This is a genomic window from Halalkalibacter krulwichiae, assembly GCF_002109385.1.
GTDB classification, from domain to species: domain Bacteria; phylum Bacillota; class Bacilli; order Bacillales; family Bacillaceae_D; genus Halalkalibacter; species Halalkalibacter krulwichiae.
Window position 1 is genome coordinate 3,450,278 of record NZ_CP020814.1, and the last position, 15,818, is coordinate 3,466,095.

At 38.5% G+C, this 15,818-nt stretch carries 14 protein-coding genes; 1 reads left to right on the plus strand and 13 read right to left on the minus strand.

Annotation, left to right across the window (positions count from 1 at the left end):
* Positions 1 to 28 precede the first annotated feature (28 nt).
* From motS to BkAM31D_RS17400, 6 genes are all read right to left on the minus strand, one after another.
* On the minus strand, positions 29 to 787 hold the full coding sequence (gene motS / locus BkAM31D_RS17375; protein ID WP_066153567.1) for a flagellar motor protein MotS: 759 nt from the start codon (positions 785 to 787) through the stop codon (positions 29 to 31).
* Complete coding sequence (gene motP, locus BkAM31D_RS17380) at positions 777 to 1,580, minus strand: flagellar motor protein MotP (RefSeq protein WP_066153570.1); 804 nt, start codon at positions 1,578 to 1,580, stop codon at positions 777 to 779. Before motP ends, motS begins: the two co-directional genes overlap by 11 nt.
* A gap of 56 nt (positions 1,581 to 1,636) precedes the next feature.
* Positions 1,637 to 2,638: a catabolite control protein A gene (gene ccpA, locus BkAM31D_RS17385; RefSeq protein ID WP_066153573.1), complete on the minus strand. Its 1,002-nt coding sequence runs from the start codon at positions 2,636 to 2,638 to the stop codon at positions 1,637 to 1,639.
* 235 nt (positions 2,639 to 2,873) lie between these two features.
* Entirely contained in the window at positions 2,874 to 3,950 is a 1,077-nt protein-coding gene (locus BkAM31D_RS17390) for a bifunctional 3-deoxy-7-phosphoheptulonate synthase/chorismate mutase (protein ID WP_066153576.1), read from the minus strand.
* Positions 3,951 to 4,297: 347 nt separating this feature from the next.
* Positions 4,298 to 4,744, minus strand: coding sequence for a YtxH domain-containing protein (locus BkAM31D_RS17395; protein ID WP_066153579.1), 447 nt, complete (start codon positions 4,742 to 4,744; stop codon positions 4,298 to 4,300).
* Positions 4,744 to 5,184, minus strand: a complete 441-nt coding sequence (locus BkAM31D_RS17400) for a DUF948 domain-containing protein (protein ID WP_066153582.1) — start codon at positions 5,182 to 5,184, stop codon at positions 4,744 to 4,746. Before BkAM31D_RS17400 ends, BkAM31D_RS17395 begins: the two co-directional genes overlap by 1 nt.
* Positions 5,185 to 5,373: 189 nt before the next feature.
* On the opposite strand from BkAM31D_RS17400, the gene BkAM31D_RS17405 reads away from it, so the two are divergent.
* Positions 5,374 to 6,489: an aminopeptidase gene (locus tag BkAM31D_RS17405; protein ID WP_066153585.1), complete on the plus strand. Its 1,116-nt coding sequence runs from the start codon at positions 5,374 to 5,376 to the stop codon at positions 6,487 to 6,489.
* Positions 6,490 to 6,528: 39 nt separating this feature from the next.
* On the opposite strand, the gene murC is transcribed toward BkAM31D_RS17405, so the two are convergent.
* The 7 genes from murC to BkAM31D_RS17440 all read right to left on the minus strand — a co-directional run bounded on the left by murC (position 6,529) and on the right by BkAM31D_RS17440 (position 15,669).
* The gene (murC, locus tag BkAM31D_RS17410; RefSeq protein ID WP_066153588.1) at positions 6,529 to 7,827 is read right to left on the minus strand and encodes a UDP-N-acetylmuramate--L-alanine ligase; all 1,299 of its coding nucleotides are present in this window, start codon (positions 7,825 to 7,827) and stop codon (positions 6,529 to 6,531) included.
* A 223-nt stretch (positions 7,828 to 8,050) separates the two neighbouring features.
* Positions 8,051 to 9,148 (minus strand): nicotinate phosphoribosyltransferase, encoded by a 1,098-nt coding sequence (locus tag BkAM31D_RS17415; RefSeq protein ID WP_066153591.1) that lies wholly within the window; start codon positions 9,146 to 9,148, stop codon positions 8,051 to 8,053.
* A gap of 110 nt (positions 9,149 to 9,258) precedes the next feature.
* Complete coding sequence (locus tag BkAM31D_RS17420) at positions 9,259 to 11,880, minus strand: DNA translocase FtsK (protein ID WP_066153594.1); 2,622 nt, start codon at positions 11,878 to 11,880, stop codon at positions 9,259 to 9,261.
* Positions 11,881 to 12,305: 425 nt separating this feature from the next.
* Positions 12,306 to 13,100 (minus strand): DUF1444 domain-containing protein, encoded by a 795-nt coding sequence (locus tag BkAM31D_RS17425; RefSeq protein ID WP_066153597.1) that lies wholly within the window; start codon positions 13,098 to 13,100, stop codon positions 12,306 to 12,308.
* Positions 13,101 to 13,766: 666 nt separating this feature from the next.
* The gene (locus tag BkAM31D_RS17430; protein ID WP_066158894.1) at positions 13,767 to 14,090 is read right to left on the minus strand and encodes a thioredoxin family protein; all 324 of its coding nucleotides are present in this window, start codon (positions 14,088 to 14,090) and stop codon (positions 13,767 to 13,769) included.
* A gap of 14 nt (positions 14,091 to 14,104) precedes the next feature.
* Positions 14,105 to 15,133 carry a PTS sugar transporter subunit IIC gene (locus BkAM31D_RS17435; protein ID WP_066158896.1) on the minus strand — a complete coding sequence of 343 codons (1,029 nt, stop codon included), beginning with the start codon at positions 15,131 to 15,133 and terminating at the stop codon, positions 14,105 to 14,107.
* A 23-nt stretch (positions 15,134 to 15,156) separates the two neighbouring features.
* Positions 15,157 to 15,669 carry a hypothetical protein gene (locus tag BkAM31D_RS17440; protein WP_157108291.1) on the minus strand — a complete coding sequence of 171 codons (513 nt, stop codon included), beginning with the start codon at positions 15,667 to 15,669 and terminating at the stop codon, positions 15,157 to 15,159.
* Positions 15,670 to 15,818 lie beyond the last annotated feature (149 nt).

The following is a 15,818-nucleotide window of genomic DNA, read 5'->3' on the forward strand; positions in this document are numbered from 1 at the left end:
CATCAATTAGAAAATGACAAACAAAAACTCAAGGGGTCTCCTTGAGTTCATAAGCTTCGTCATCATCGTATTCTGGATCAGATATAACAATGACAACTCGACGGTTTGTTTGTAAATTTGCTACCGAAGTATTCGGTACTGCTGGCCTTGTATCTCCATAACCTGTCGCAATAAATCGATTAGGCTCTAAGTCATGATTGTCAATTAAAAAACGAATGACACTACTTGCTCGAGCACCTGATAATTCCCAATTTGATGGATATCGGTAAGTTGAAATCGGTCTGCCATCAGTATGTCCTTCTACTTTAACAATATTAGGAATCGCCTCAAGGAGCGTACCCACTTTTGCTAAAAAGGGTTCAGCGCTAGCTAGGAGCTCTGCTTCTGCCGTTTCAAAAAGCGTACGTTCTTGTAGAACTAACACCACTCCTCTCTCATCTCGAGAGGCTGATATTAACTCTGTGAGATCATGATCTTCTAAAAAGTCCTCCACCTCTTGCAGTAGTTCATCCATATCTAAATTCGATTCAGATTGAGAGTCAATCGGATCTTTCCGACCTTCTTCCTTGATTTCTTCTGCCGGATTTTCAAAATCAATGATAGAAGGCATATGGTCAAACGTTTGCCTATGGTTAAAAGAGTCCGCAATCGCTCTAAACTTTTGTGCATCTACGACCGACATAGAAAAAAGCAAGATAAAAAAAACTAAAATGAGGGTCATCATATCCGAGAAAGTTACCATCCATTTTGGTGCTCCTTTTTCTTGAGGACGGCTTCTACGCTTCATATGCTTCACCCATAGTCTCATCAATAATTTTATCATTATTGCTCAAGAATGCACTTAGCTTCTCTTGAAGCACTTTCGGATTTTGTCCTGATTGAACACCAATAACTCCTTCAATTATGATCTGTTTGACAAACACTTCCTCATCCGTTTTGTTTGCCAACTTTGATGCCATGGGAGTAAAAACAAGATTAGCAAGTACCGTTCCATATAGAGTAGTTAAAAGAGCAACAGCCATGTTAGGTCCCAGCGTAGCTGGATCATTTAAATTTTGTAACATAAGAATTAATCCAACCAATGTCCCAATCATTCCCCAAGCTGGAGCATATTCTGCAGCTTTTTCAAGGATTGCTCGTCCTTTTCGATGTCTCTCTTCCATAGCAACAACTTCAGCCATCATAATATCCTTTATCACATCCGGCTCAATTCCATCTACAGCTAAAAGGATTCCTTTTTTAATAAAAGGGTCTTCTACTTCATCTAAACCAGCCTCTAACGCCAATAATCCTTCTCTTCTCGCTTTCCCAGAAAGATCGACAAAAGTATCTATTAATATCCTTAAATCATGGTCTTGATCACGGAAAGATTCTCTTAATACCTTTGGAAGGATTTTCAGCTCCGTAAATGAAAAGTTAATAATCAATCCAGCTATCAAGCCACCTCCTACAATTAATACCGAAGCAAGCTGAATAAAGAAAATAAGTCCAGAAGCTCCAGCATTCGAGAAAACAGCCAATAACAACACACTGATCCCAACAATAATTCCTATCGGTGTGGTAATATCAAATTTTTTCATAATCCTCTCCCTGGGGTGGCTTTAGCTGGTTAAGTATTAAAAGCTGTGCTCACCCTCTATGATTTCGTTGATTGTCTAAATTCAATTCTATGAGGGAGTACAACAATATGGTCAGTTACTTCTTCTTTATTCATAAGCTTAGTTAATAGACGCATCGAAACAGCACCAATATCATACATAGGTTGTACAACGGTAGAGAGTGTTGGACGCACCATAGTTGCAAGACGTGTGTTATCAAAACCTACTACTTCAAAGTCATTAGGGATTGAATAGCCTTCATCCTGTGCACCATGTATAACACCTAGAGCCATTTCATCAGTTGATGCAAAAATAGCTGTTGGCTTCTCGTCTAACTCTAAAAACGTATTCATAGCTTCGATACCAGAGTCATAAGTATAATCACCAATTGCTATTAAGTCTTCGTTAAAAGTAATGCCCGCATTGTCAAGTGCTTCCCTATACCCTAAGAACTTTAAGTAGCCGTTAACAGGATCATCTAAAGTTCCAGATAGCATTCCAATCCGTGAATGTCCTTTCTCAATTAGATGAGTAATCGCATCATAAACAGCTTGTTTATAGTCGATATTCACTGAAGGGATTTCATTATTTGTATCTAGAGTAGCCGCTAATACAATTGGAACTGGCGAACGTTTAAACTGTTCCACGTGTTCTTCCGTAATTTGGCCTCCCATAAATACAATTCCATCCACCTGCTTTTCTAGAAGTGTATTAATAAGATGGATTTCCTTATCTTGATTTTGGTCAGAGTTACAAAGAATAATATTATATTTGTACATCGTAGCAATATCCTCAATTCCACGTGCAAGTTCTGCAAAGAAGATGCTCGAAATATCAGGAATGATTACTCCAACCGTTGTTGTTTTCTTACTTGCCAATCCACGTGCAACAGCATTTGGTCGATAACCTAAACGCTCAATCGCATCCAATACTTTTTTTCTTGTTGCTGGCTTAACATTTGGGTTTCCGTTTACCACACGGGAAACGGTCGCCATCGATACGCCTGCTTCTCTTGCTACATCATAAATAGTTGTGTTCACAATGATCCTCCTCTATGTCATTAAACAATTTCGTAATTATTAATGTATAGTTATCATACGATACTATGAAGAGGTCCGCAATGTTCTACACTATATATATCGACACCCTTCGCTATTTTTTCATAGTTATTTCAATTCTTTTTCAAAAAAATACATAGAAAATCAAAAAAAGAGATGAAAAGAATCTTTTGATCCTCTTCACTCTCTTTATTGTCTCAGTATTCAGATTACAATCTTACCCTTTATATAAACCAGAAGCTAAAAGCTCATCCACAAATTTATTAAATTGTGGAATATCCATTTGTTGTGCAGAATCAGATAGAGCAACAGCTGGATCAGGATGTACCTCAGCCATTACTGCATCCGCACCAATCGCTAACGCTGCTTTTGCAGTTGGTAATAGAAGATCACGACGTCCAGTAGAATGCGTCACATCAACTAAAACCGGTAAATGAGTTTCTTGTTTTAAAATTGGTACAGCTGAAATATCTAATGTGTTTCTTGTTGCTGTTTCGTAAGTGCGAATACCGCGCTCACATAACATTAAATCATTATTACCACTTGCTACAACGTACTCTGCAGCATGGATGAATTCAGAAATCGTCGCTGAAAGACCGCGTTTTAATAGAACTGGTTTATTTACATTACCAGCAGCTTTTAACAATTCAAAGTTCTGCATGTTACGTGCACCAATTTGAATCACATCAACGTAGTCAATTGCTTTTTCAATATCTGCAGGGTTAACAATTTCACTGATGACTACCATATCAAGTTCATCTGCTACACGCTTTAAAATTTCCAACCCTTCTACTCCAAGACCTTGGAAGTCATATGGAGAAGTACGAGGTTTGAATGCTCCACCACGTAATAAGCGGATTCCACGCTCTTTTAAGGCCTTTGCAACCGTTAGTACTTGCTCATAGCTTTCAACCGCACATGGTCCCATTACTAAACGTTGAGCACCATCACCCATCATAACACCTTTTAGATCAACAACAGTATTGTCAGGATGCTTTTTACGTGAAACAAGCAACGCTTTGCTATTATCCTCTTCTTGAAGTTCTAAGCTTGCTTTAAAAATTTGCTTGAATAAATGTTGTAAAGTTGATGTTTCGAATGGTCCCTTATTATGTGCTGCAATATGATCAAGCATGCTACGCTCACGTACAGGATCAAATCGATTAACACCTGAAGTGCTTTTTACTTTCCCAATTTCTTGTACAAGGCGAGCACGCTCATTGATTACTTCAAGAAGCTTAAGATTCACCTCGTCTAATTCTGTTCTCAACAAATCTAATTTTTCATTACTCACTATTCTCCACTCCCTTTTTATCTATTGCTTCTTCGTTACATGTATTATAAATCATAATTAACAGAATGTCACGAATTTTTTCTTTAATACTTAAAAGCTTTTAAGCTTTTATGCATCAATGCGTTAATATAAAAAAGAGAAAAACATTTATGTATTAACCTTTTCTGTAAAAGTGACTTTTGTATGGATAATCACTACAAACCGTTTTTTTGAACATAAATAAACAAATCGTTAAGAATCATCCTTCCACATCGATAATTAATAGAAAAAAGGCATCTCATAAGGTCTGGTTTTGACCTTTTGAGACGCCCCTGTGATTCGGACTTTGAGACAGCCCTTCACTCTTTTTATCCAACTGGCTTTTCTTCTTCAACTCTCGCTTGGATTTCATCAACTTCATTTTTAACAGTCTCTACAATTTCTTCTCCTGCTTCTTGAACATCACCAGCAAGATCTCCAACAATGTCTTCAGCAGATGCCTTTGCCTCCTCAGCTTCAGCTTTTAAATTAGATGTAGCACCTTTTACTTTTTCCACAACTTGATTCGATTGATCAGAAACTACTTTTGCGATTGAAGAAGATTTCTCTTTAGCATAAGTCGCCCACTCATTCCCCTTTTCGTAGGCTGTTGTCGTGAACTGATTTGTTTTTTCTTTTGCCGCTTGCGCTTGCTCAGTAATGTCACTGCGCAGCTCTTTTCCTGATTTAGGAGCTAAAAATAAAGCAGCTGAAGCCCCAACAATTCCACCAATTAACGATCCAATTAAAAAATCTTTTGTGTTCATTTCACTCATTACTTTTCTCCTCCTTGTGTTTCACTTTGTTTTTGTTTCTGTTTAAATTTTGCATATAAATCAATAGCAACATTCCCCCATTGTACAGCTTTAGCAATTTGATCTGATTGCTTAACAACTTGAGTTGAAACTGTATTGGAAACATGCTTAATTGATTGATTAACTTGTCCTACTGAATCACCTAGCTCTTTAACAGAAGAAAAGACCGTATTTAGCGATTCCGATTTCTCTTGAATATCATCGGCTAATCGATTGGTGCGGTGTAATAATTCTTCGGTCTCTCTCGTTATGCCATTTACTTGTTTTTCCAATCCTGCCATCGTATTAGCAACATGTTCTAGCGTTCGATTTGCTGATTTTAATGTTCGAACTAGATATATAACTAACACCGCAAATGCAATTGCAGCAACTAGAGCGCTTATGTAAAGTAATATTTCCATTGTATAGCCTTCACCCCTTGTGAAAGTAGCTTTCTCTATCAAACGAAATACCCATTCTAAATCGTTTTCAAACATCATATATAAATAATTCGCTGAAATCTTTTTATTTCCTCCTTCTTTTCACAATTACTGTTATGTTAACTTTATATCGTATACAATAGAAAAAGTCAGAATAAGGAGGAAATCAAAATGAGAGACCCTAGAATACAAACATTAGCCAAAAACTTAATAAACTATTCAGTTGAATTACAAAAAGGAGAAAAAGTCTTAATTGAGAATTTCGGATTACAACGTGAATTAGTTACGGCTCTCGTGCAAGAAACGTATAAAGCAGGAGGGTATCCATTTGTACTATTAAAAGATCATCAAGTTGATCGTTCACTTTTAATGGGAGCACAAGAAGAACAACTAGACATGATGGCTTCTTTTGAAGCGAATGTCATGAGTGAGATGGATGCGTACATTGGTTTACGTGCCGGTGATAACATCTCTGAACTTTCTGATGTCCCAAGTGATAAAATGGCTCTTCACGGCAAGACAGTTGGCAATAAAGTCCACCGGGAAATTCGAGTGCCTAAAACAAAGTGGGTTGTATTACGCTATCCTACTTCATCAATGGCCCAACTAGCAAATACAAGCACAGAGGCTTTTGAAGATTTCTACTTTAATGTTTGCAATCTTGACTATAGCAAAATGGATCAAGCGATGGATGCTTTAGTTTCCCTTATGGATCGCACTGATAAAGTTCAATTGAATGGGCCTGGAACCGATATAACTTTTTCTATTAAAAACATCGCAGCAATCAAATGTGCCGGTAAAAGAAATATTCCTGATGGAGAAGTATACACGGCTCCTGTTCGAGATTCAATTAATGGTACGATTACATACAATACACCATCTCCTTATCAAGGGTTCACTTTTGAAAATATTTCCTTTACTTTTAAGAATGGTAAAATTATTGAAGCAACAGCTAACGATACTGAAAGAATTAATAACATTCTTAATTCAGACGAAGGCGCTCGTTACATCGGGGAGTTTGCGATCGGAGTGAATCCATACATCCAACATCCAATGAAGGATATTTTGTTTGATGAGAAGATTGATGGGAGCTTTCATTTTACTCCTGGTCAATGCTACGAAGAAGCTTCAAACAACAATCATTCTAGTATTCACTGGGATATTGTTATGATTCAACGCCCTGAATATGGAGGCGGAGAAATCTATTTTGACGATGTTCTCATTCGTAAAGATGGAAGATTTGTCCTACCAGAATTGGAAGCCCTAAACCCTGAAAACTTAAAATAACAAACAAAAGGATGACTCTCAAGTCGAGTCATCCTTTTTTTACATTAATTTATCTTCATATGCTTTTTGAAACTTTTGAATATCCCCAGCTCCCATAAAAAGCAAGACGCTATTTTGATGATCTGTTAAAACATCAATTGAGTCCTCAGTAATCAATTTTGCATCAGGAACCAAGTCGATCAAGTCATTAATCGTCAATGTACCGGCTTGTTCCCTTGCTGAGCCAAAGATATCACATAAATAGACAAAGTCAGCTTTGCTTAACGCCTCTGCAAATTCATGTAGAAATGTCTTGGTCCTTGTAAACGTGTGTGGTTGGAAAATAGCAACTACACTTTTCGCAGGGTACTTTTGTTTTGACGCCTCAATTGTCGCAGAAATTTCAGTCGGATGATGTGCATAGTCATCGATTAAGATTTGATCGCCTACTACTTTTTCACTAAAGCGACGCTTAACGCCTTTAAATGTTTTTAAATGTTTCTCGACAACATCTGCTGAAACATTTTCATAATGACATAGGGCAATAACAGCCAAGGCATTCAGAACATTATGGTTTCCATATCCTGGAATTGTAAAAGTGCCATAAAGACTGTTTCGTACATATACATCAAATTTCGTACCTTCTGACGTTGTTTGTACATTACGAGCTTGAAAATCATTATCTTGATTAAAGCCATAATACACAACAGGAACATTAGCATGAATACCTTGCAAATGCTCATCATCACCACAGGCAACAATTGCCTTTTTTACTTGCATAGCCATATCTTGAAAAGCAGAGAATACATCTTTTACATCTTTAAAATAATCAGGATGATCAAAATCAATATTCGTCATAATACAATAATCAGGTTTATAATTGAGGAAGTGACGACGGTATTCGCATGCTTCAAACGCAAAATACTTTGAGTCTTCTTCTCCCTTTCCTGTTCCATCGCCGATCAAATAAGAAGTTGGAAAAGCAGAGCCGAGCACATGTGCAAGTAAACCTGTGGTCGACGTTTTACCATGCGAACCAGTTACAGCTATACTTGTAAATCGTTGAATAAATTCCCCTAAAAACGTTGGGTATTTCTTCACATCAAGCCCTAACTCATTTGCTCTTTGGACTTCCTCATGATCATCACCATAAGCGGCTGAAACGACGATTTGCTGATCAGCTTGAATGTTATTTCGTTCGAAAGGATAAAGGGCAATCCCTTTTTGTTCTAACGGTCTTTGAGTAAAAAATTGCTTTTCGACATCAGACCCTTGTACATTCATATTCATGTCATGTAATACTTGAGCTAATGCGCTCATTCCTGACCCTTTTATCCCAATGAAATGATAATTTGTCATAGTTGGACCTCCAAAAATTCACATCGTTTGTTTGCGTCCAATGAAGTTCTTCGTCAACGTTCATTGACCCATTATATCAGAAAACGACGCTCTCACCAATTTAAGCTATTCCTTGTTTCCACCATAGTAGTATATGTCATAACAAGAATAAAAGACCCACTAAAAGCCAGTAAGTCTTTTAAGTTCTATCTTACTAATCGAGCTATTTCATGATTCACTTTCTTTATTCAACAGTTTGCAGTCTAGGATTATCTCGGAAGAACCGTCCAGCTTTTGCTTCATGTTCACCATTTAAAAGGACATTATCTCCCGTGAAGCCAATGTTTAATTTAAGCAGGCTATTTCCTACTCCATAAATATCAACCGGAACTCCAGCTTCTTCATATTCATTAATCCTCTCAGCATTAAATCCACCTGTCGCTACAATCTTTACATGTTGAAATCCTTCTTTGTCTAGGGCTTTACGAAGAGCAAATAACAATGTAGGGTTTGCTCCTCGTGGATCAAAGGATCCCATCACTTCTGGATTTCTACAAAAGAATTGATCAACCATCGTTCTTGACGTGTCTATTCTAACACCTTTTAGTTCGTCCCCAAATTGCCTTGCCACTTTTAAAGCATCAGTGATGACATCATTATTATAATCAACAAGTGCCATTAATTCATCTTCCGGGAAGGTTGCTTGATACGCTCTCGTTGCCTCTACAATGTCTCCTCTAAACAGTTGAATTAATGCATGAGGCATCGTCCCCATCCCTTGCTTACCCCACCACTCATTCATCGCATGGGTTGCTTGTGCTTTAGATCCACCGATAAAAGCTGCATACCCATCACCAGCTTGTTGGGTAAAGTGATCATCGCGATCTCCCATAAAGATGATTGGTTTTTGTATACCTGAATGCCGAGCTGCTTTAGCAACATTATAAACATTTGTCGCTACTGATGTCCGACGTGCAAATATCCCATCAATAAGACCTTCTAAGTAACCAAAGTCTTCATATCTACCAGTAATTGTTAATACCGTTTCAAACGGCTTAATTTTATCTCCATCCTCTAATGAGCGGATCTCTAACTCATCTACATTCTTTGCAAAGGTGCGAATTAACGCGATTACTTCATCGGTTCCGCATAAAACCGCATGCTCTTTTTGAAAGAATTGCATCGTTACGATATTGTTAGGACGATGGTTCTTAACAATCTCTCTTGTCTTTAAAAAATAAACCGCAGAGAACCATCCTTCCTTGACACGTTCATCAAACTTAAAAGTCTCGTTAGTTAAACGTTTTATCTCTCCATTTAATTTGCGTGTAATTTCTTTCATTCTATTAAACTCCCTTGTCTCCTACCCTATACGTCTTAAGAATTGGTAAAGTTTATTATCCTATCCATCATATAAGACTCTCCATATTAAGACAAGGCTAAAATTAGACATTATCCTTCTTGGTAATGCAAGATTTCTTCGAGTTCAATTACATCTACTAGTACATGTCGCGGTTTGCTTCCCATCGCTTCTGACACAATTCCACGCTCTTCCATTAGGTCTATTAATCTAGCTGCACGGTTATATCCTACTCTAAACTTCCTCTGCAAACTAGATGCTGAAGCAGACCCTTGCTCGATCACAAAATAACAAGCTTCTTCAAAATGTTCATCATCTACTTCTTCTGTAACGTGCTTTAATTGCTCTGATTCAAATAAGTAAGCTGGTTCTCTTTGCTTTTTAACATGAGCGACTACATCTTCAATCTCTTGATCAGAAACAAATGTGCCTTGTACTCGAACCGGCTTCGGTGAACCATTTTCATGAAATAGCATATCCCCTCGGCCTAATAAACGCTCCGCTCCTCCCATATCAAGAATCGTTCTCGAATCCGTTTGAGAAGATACAGAAAACGCAATTCTTGTTGGAATATTAGCCTTAATCAAACCAGTAATGACGTCAACCGAAGGCCTTTGAGTAGCAAGCAATAAGTGAATGCCACAAGCTCTAGCTTTTTGAGCAATTCGACAAATAGAATCTTCAACTTCTGAAGGAGATACCATCATTAAATCAGCTAATTCATCAATGACAACTAAAATGTACGGTAAAGCAGGTTTTTCTGGTGTATCCGAATAAATTTCATTGTATCTACCAACATCTCTAACACCTTTTTGACTAAATAATTCGTACCTTCTTTCCATCTCTAAAACAACCCACTTAAGTGCTGCAGTTGCTTGTTTAGCATCTGTGATAACCGGTGTTACTAAATGTGGCAATCCATTATAAGGAGCAAGCTCTACCATTTTTGGATCAATCAACATTAATTTCACTTCATCTGGGTTGGCTTTAAACAGCAAGCTTACTAACATAGAGTTAATGCAAACACTTTTTCCTGACCCAGTGGCTCCTGCAACGAGTCCGTGCGGCATCTTTTTTAAATCAGTCACGATTGGCTGCCCCGAAATATCAAGACCTAATGCAACTGTTAAAGGAGAATCAGAACGAACAAATGATGCTCTTCTTAATATTTCTCTTAGAAAGACTGGTGTCGAAGTTCTATTTGGCACTTCTATTCCAATCGTGTTCTTACCAGGAATAGGAGCTTCAATTCTAATATCCTTAGCCGCTAAGGCAAGCTTCATGTCATCAGTCAATCCTGTAACCTTCGTTACTTTCACACCACGCCCAGGTTGAATCTCAAAGCGAGTAACAGAAGGACCTTTTGTTGCATGTACTACTTTTGCATCTACGTGAAAACTTTGTAGTGTTTCCTCTAATAATTCTCCTTGCTCTTTGAGCCAAGCTGAGTCATCTTGTTCTTCTGTTTCAGGATAATTCAGCAATTGAATACTTGGATAGAGGTACTTAGATTCAGATTCAACAGTTGTCGACTTTGTAGCCTGCGTACGATTACGATCTTGAGGTAGCATCATCACATTAAAAGGAACAGCCGTTTTCTTTACCTTATCAGAGCTCGTTTTTCTTTGAGAGATTTCTTGTTCCTCTGGCTGTGTTTGTTTAGGTGTCGGCTTCGACTGTAGAACTGGTTCAGGAGCTGAAATTGTTGCTGCAACTTTATCTAGTTGACCTTCTACTTCCTCTTCTATTGCAAATGAAATGTCTCCTTGCTCTTCTTGCTCTATTGGTTCAAAAGGTGTTTTCTCTTCTGGAAAACGTGAAGCAACAAATTTCGAGATCGATTCAATCGCTTGTTCAGTATCCTCTTCATGCTTTGTTTCCTTCAGCTTTTCTAATTGTCCCTGTTGTTCATCTTTCTGACTAAAGACTTCAAGGTCTTCCTCAATTAATTGCTCCGCTTCCACTTGCTCTTTTGGAAGTGTTTCGACTATCTCTTCATTCCTTGTATCGTCCGCTCTGCCTTGTGAAGGAACCTCTGTTTCTTTGATAAGATTTCGATCTTCCTTTTTCTCCTTTATCTGAGCAGTGTCTTGAAAATCTTCGTTAAATTCCAAGGGCTTGTCCTTTTGACCAACTGATGGGACCTTTTCTATTTCTGCTCTCATTAGTACTTTTTCCATGACTTCAGGCTGTATGTCCATGCTCGTTTCTTGAACTTGAAAAGGTAACACGGACAAACTATCACTCATAACGCTTTTAGTCGATTCACGTGACTGAAACCCATACACTGGTGATGGAATGGACGAAAGCTTAAATTCTGGTTTAGGAGAGCTAGTCCGTTCTGGTTTAGGAGAACTTGTCCGTTCTACTTTTGGAATTCTCTCTTTGTTCCCTTCATCTTTTGCTTTACTGACCTCTTCCTCTCTGAAATTCCTTCGGTTATGTGTTCTCTTCACTCTCGTCTCTTGCTCTGTGCGAATCTTTTGCATTGGGCCATCATCAATAACAGGAAAGCGAAATTTCCCAGCTTTCGGATATTGATATACCACTTTCGATTCATTTTTCCTTTTATCCGATTCAAATCTTCCATATGTATGTGATGAATGGACAGGTTGTTCGACTCTTTCTCTTGCTCTCTCATGCTCCGTCGTTTCATCAAGGTCCCCAGCAAATAAGTGCTGAAGCTTCTTTATCCATTGATTCAACATCCCCATAAAGGCACACTTCCTTTCTTATTAGAGTCCACTTACTGATTTTAAAAAGGTTGACTCATAGCGACTGATCCAATCCGGTACAACATACAGAATGCACAGAAAAGAATCAGTATTTGCTTGTAGTCAACCTCTTCAACAAACTTATTTAAACGTAAGACGTAATTTAATCAAGAACACCAATACCTACTTCTTCAGGAATACTCATCGTTCCTGCTAAACATCTAATATTCCTTTAATGCATCTATAGGTATAGCCATAACCTTATAAGCTATCTCGATCATCAGTAAATTTGACTGCAATGATTGTCAAAGAACTTGTTCAAAATGCTTCTTTTAGAAACACTGATTTCCTTACTTACTCAAGTTCATTCTGTTATATTGTACCATAATCATTGAGTTAATTAATGAGGAATATCGACTCATATTCTACTTTGGTTTTCTTTGAGCTAAAATAAAAGTCGGTTCTAATTCTCCATTTTCATATATGAACGGAAGTGCTGTAACCGGAACTCTCCCCTCGCCAAAAAACTGCAGAGCAATTTGGGCTAGAACATCATATCCTCTTTCATTAACAATATCAGCAAAAATCAATACATCTTGATGTGGAATTGCAACCGTCAATTGGCCACTAGCACGTTTTGCCATTTTTTCAAGAAGCGATTGATCAAGTACGCGACTTGCATCAAATCCATCCTTCGCTCGTAAAAAGTAAAACCGATTTCCCGCCACTTCATCTTCTTTTAACGGCTGTGGTAGAGAACGAACATTGAACATCGAGACTTCTCTAAGCTTCTCCTTTGTATAGGAGGTGCCCTCAAGCATCGATTCTTTTATTAATGTATAAGATTCACCTTGATCAATTACATAGTAAATTCTCGTTTCAGCCGTATGTTCATCAAAAAGCAATGCTTCTCCCTCATTCGTTTCTGTCGGGAAGGAAGTTGAGCGAATAACAGGGAAAACCTTCTTTTCATTTCCAACAAGCGTTGGAGTGTTCTTCATAGCTTCTAATCCAACTTCAACATAGCGAACAACTTCATCAATTGATCCGAACTCTTTGCGTTCCCACTTAGCTAAAAGGGGCTTTAATGCCAATGTAATTCCTTTACTTATTTCTCTATCTTCAATGCGTAAGGTAGCTTCTTTATGATCATAGACGATGGACCAGCCATCTCTTTCTAAACGTTGTTCAATTTCTTTTCGAAATTGTCTCATTTCCATTGTAAATCCTCTCCTTTGTTTTTCTTATTTTATCAGAAATATCGTGTGGTTCCAAAAAAAGAGGATGAAGGAAACGTTTTAACTTCAAACGTTTCCTTCATCCTGAGATTTAAAAGAAAAAGGGAAAGGCACCCTTTGACTACGATGTTTGGGCATTGGCTCCTCTCGTCGCGCGTCCCTTAAGAGAAAACCACTCAGAGCGACTTAAGACCTTGTGGCGGCTCCGCTCAATGCTTCGATTTAAAAGAAAAAGGGAAAGGCACCCTTTTGACTACGATGCCTGGCATTGGCTCCTCTCGCCGCGCGTCCCTTAAGAGAAAACCACTCAGAGCGACTTAAGACCTTGCGGCGGCTCCGCTCAATGCTTCGATTTAAAAGAAAAAGGGAAAGGCACCCTTTTGACTACGATGCCTGGTATTGGCTTCTCTCGCCGCGCGTCCCTTAAGAGAAAACCACTCAGAGCGACTTAAGACCTTGCGGCGGCTCCGCTCAATGCTTCGATTTAAAAGAAAAAGGGAAAGGCACCCTTTTGACTACGATGCCTGGCATTGGCTCCTCTCGCCGCGCGTCCCCTAAGAGAAAACCACTCAGAGCGACTTAAGACCTTGCGGCGGCTCCGCTCAATGCTTCGATTTAAAAGAAAAAGGGAAAGGCACCCTTTTTCTTTTAAATCTTAGACTCAGCTTTTGTTAGGAAGGTTTCGATTTCTGTTTGTGTTTTTCTGTCTTTGCTTACAAAGCGTTCTACTTCTTGTCCGTCAACATAAGCTAAGAAGCTAGGGATTCCGTAGATGTCCAGTTCTTGGCATAAGTCGATAAATTGATCGCGGTCTACATAGTAAAAACTAAAGCTCGGGAAGTCAGCTTCAATTCTAGGTAGGACTGGTTCAATTACTCGGCAATCTGGACACCAGTCAGCTGAAAACATAAAGACAGCTGTTTCCTCACTTGCAATTTCCTTAAATTCTTCAATGCTTTTAATTTTTTCCATCCCAAAACACTCCTCTATTGATTTATCTTCATGTCTCCTAATTGGATATGGCCTCGTTTCCTCATCCATTCAGATAGTATTAGGCTAATTACAGCAGGACCAATAAAATGAAGGAAGCCAATTGCTATCCAAACATTAACTGAGAATCCCATATCCGTAAGGGTCATGATCGGCCCAACTAAGCCACTCGTTCCCATTCCTGCTCCCGCAGGTAAATTTGTCATCCCAAATCCTACCGTTGCAATTGGAGCCAAAATGGCACCAGCTACTGTTGGCGGTATTAGTATTAATGGGTTTTTCATTACATTAGGAACTTGAAGCATTGATGTACCAATTCCTAATGATACTAGACCTGACCAACCATTTTCACGATAACTGCTTACAGCAAAGCCAACCATTTGAGCTGCACATCCAACCGTTGCAGCACCTGCTGCAACGCCTTTAAGTTCTAACATGATTGCTAAAGCCGCACTGGAAATAGGTGCTGTTAAGGCAAGTCCCATAAGTGACGCCACTATTATTCCCATTAGAATTGGTTGCTGTTCAGTTCCCCACATAATTAACGATCCGAATTGCTGCATGCCCATTTGGATCCATGGTCCAATTAATGTGGCGGTAAGAAAGCCGCTAAGTGTCGTCACTAAAGGCGTAACAATGATATCTAACTTTGTTTCTCCTGAGACTACCTTACCTAATTCTGTTGAAATAACAGCTGCAACGAATGCCCCTGCCGGCCCTCCAAGTTGAGCACCCGCAGCTCCACTAATAATTGTAGCAAAGACAACTAACTTTGGGGCTTTTAATCCATAAGCTACAGCAACTCCAATGGCTGGACCCATAAGACTCATTGCAAGTCCCCCGACGTCTTGAAGCCAGCTACCTATTCCATCGAAACCTAGCTGAACGATTTGCTCCCCAATCGTATTAAGAATCAAACCAATGATTAAAGATGCAAACAAACCGAGAGCCATATGGCTTAACGCCGTTATAAAATAAGTACGCCAAGAAATCTCAATACCCTTTTTTTCTAAGAACGTCTTCAAACAGCTAACCTCCTTTCCTAACATTATCCATTCTCTACTTGATATGATTGAACGATAGATGTCATTGCCTGAATGTTTTGTTCTAGATTTTGGTATGAGGTCACCGTTGTAATCCTCGCTCCACCAGAAGCTGTAATGACATGATATTGCTCATCTTCTTCTCTTTTTTCAATAATAAGATAGCTTAATGTATCATCAAGCTCATTCATTTCATAAATAATCGACCTTCCTGCAAGTTCTTGATCACGCTCAAAATGAAAACTGCTACTAGACAATTCGGAAGGTTGAAAAAAAAGGTTATACAATTGATCACCTTGACGTAGCAAAATATTGTAATCAATTTTTTCTTGCACTTCGAAATCATTAGGCAAGAAAATTCGAATATCCTCTCTTTCATAATTAGGCTCTACTGGTTCTTCTCCAATACTATCTAAATAGGCTTGTCTACCTAATTCTAACGCTTCTTCCTCTGATACCGCACATCCTACTAACACTATGATGACTAACATAAGTGATGCGATACGCCAATTTTTCATTATCAAGACTTGCCACTCCTTTTTATATTAACTTGCACAAATTAGTTCTTTTCTATCATACCTTCAAGGTTTAGAGCTGACAAGACAACTTTACAGATACCTGTTACAATAGAATCGTTCAGTTTATTAAAATTTAGAAGGAGTGGATA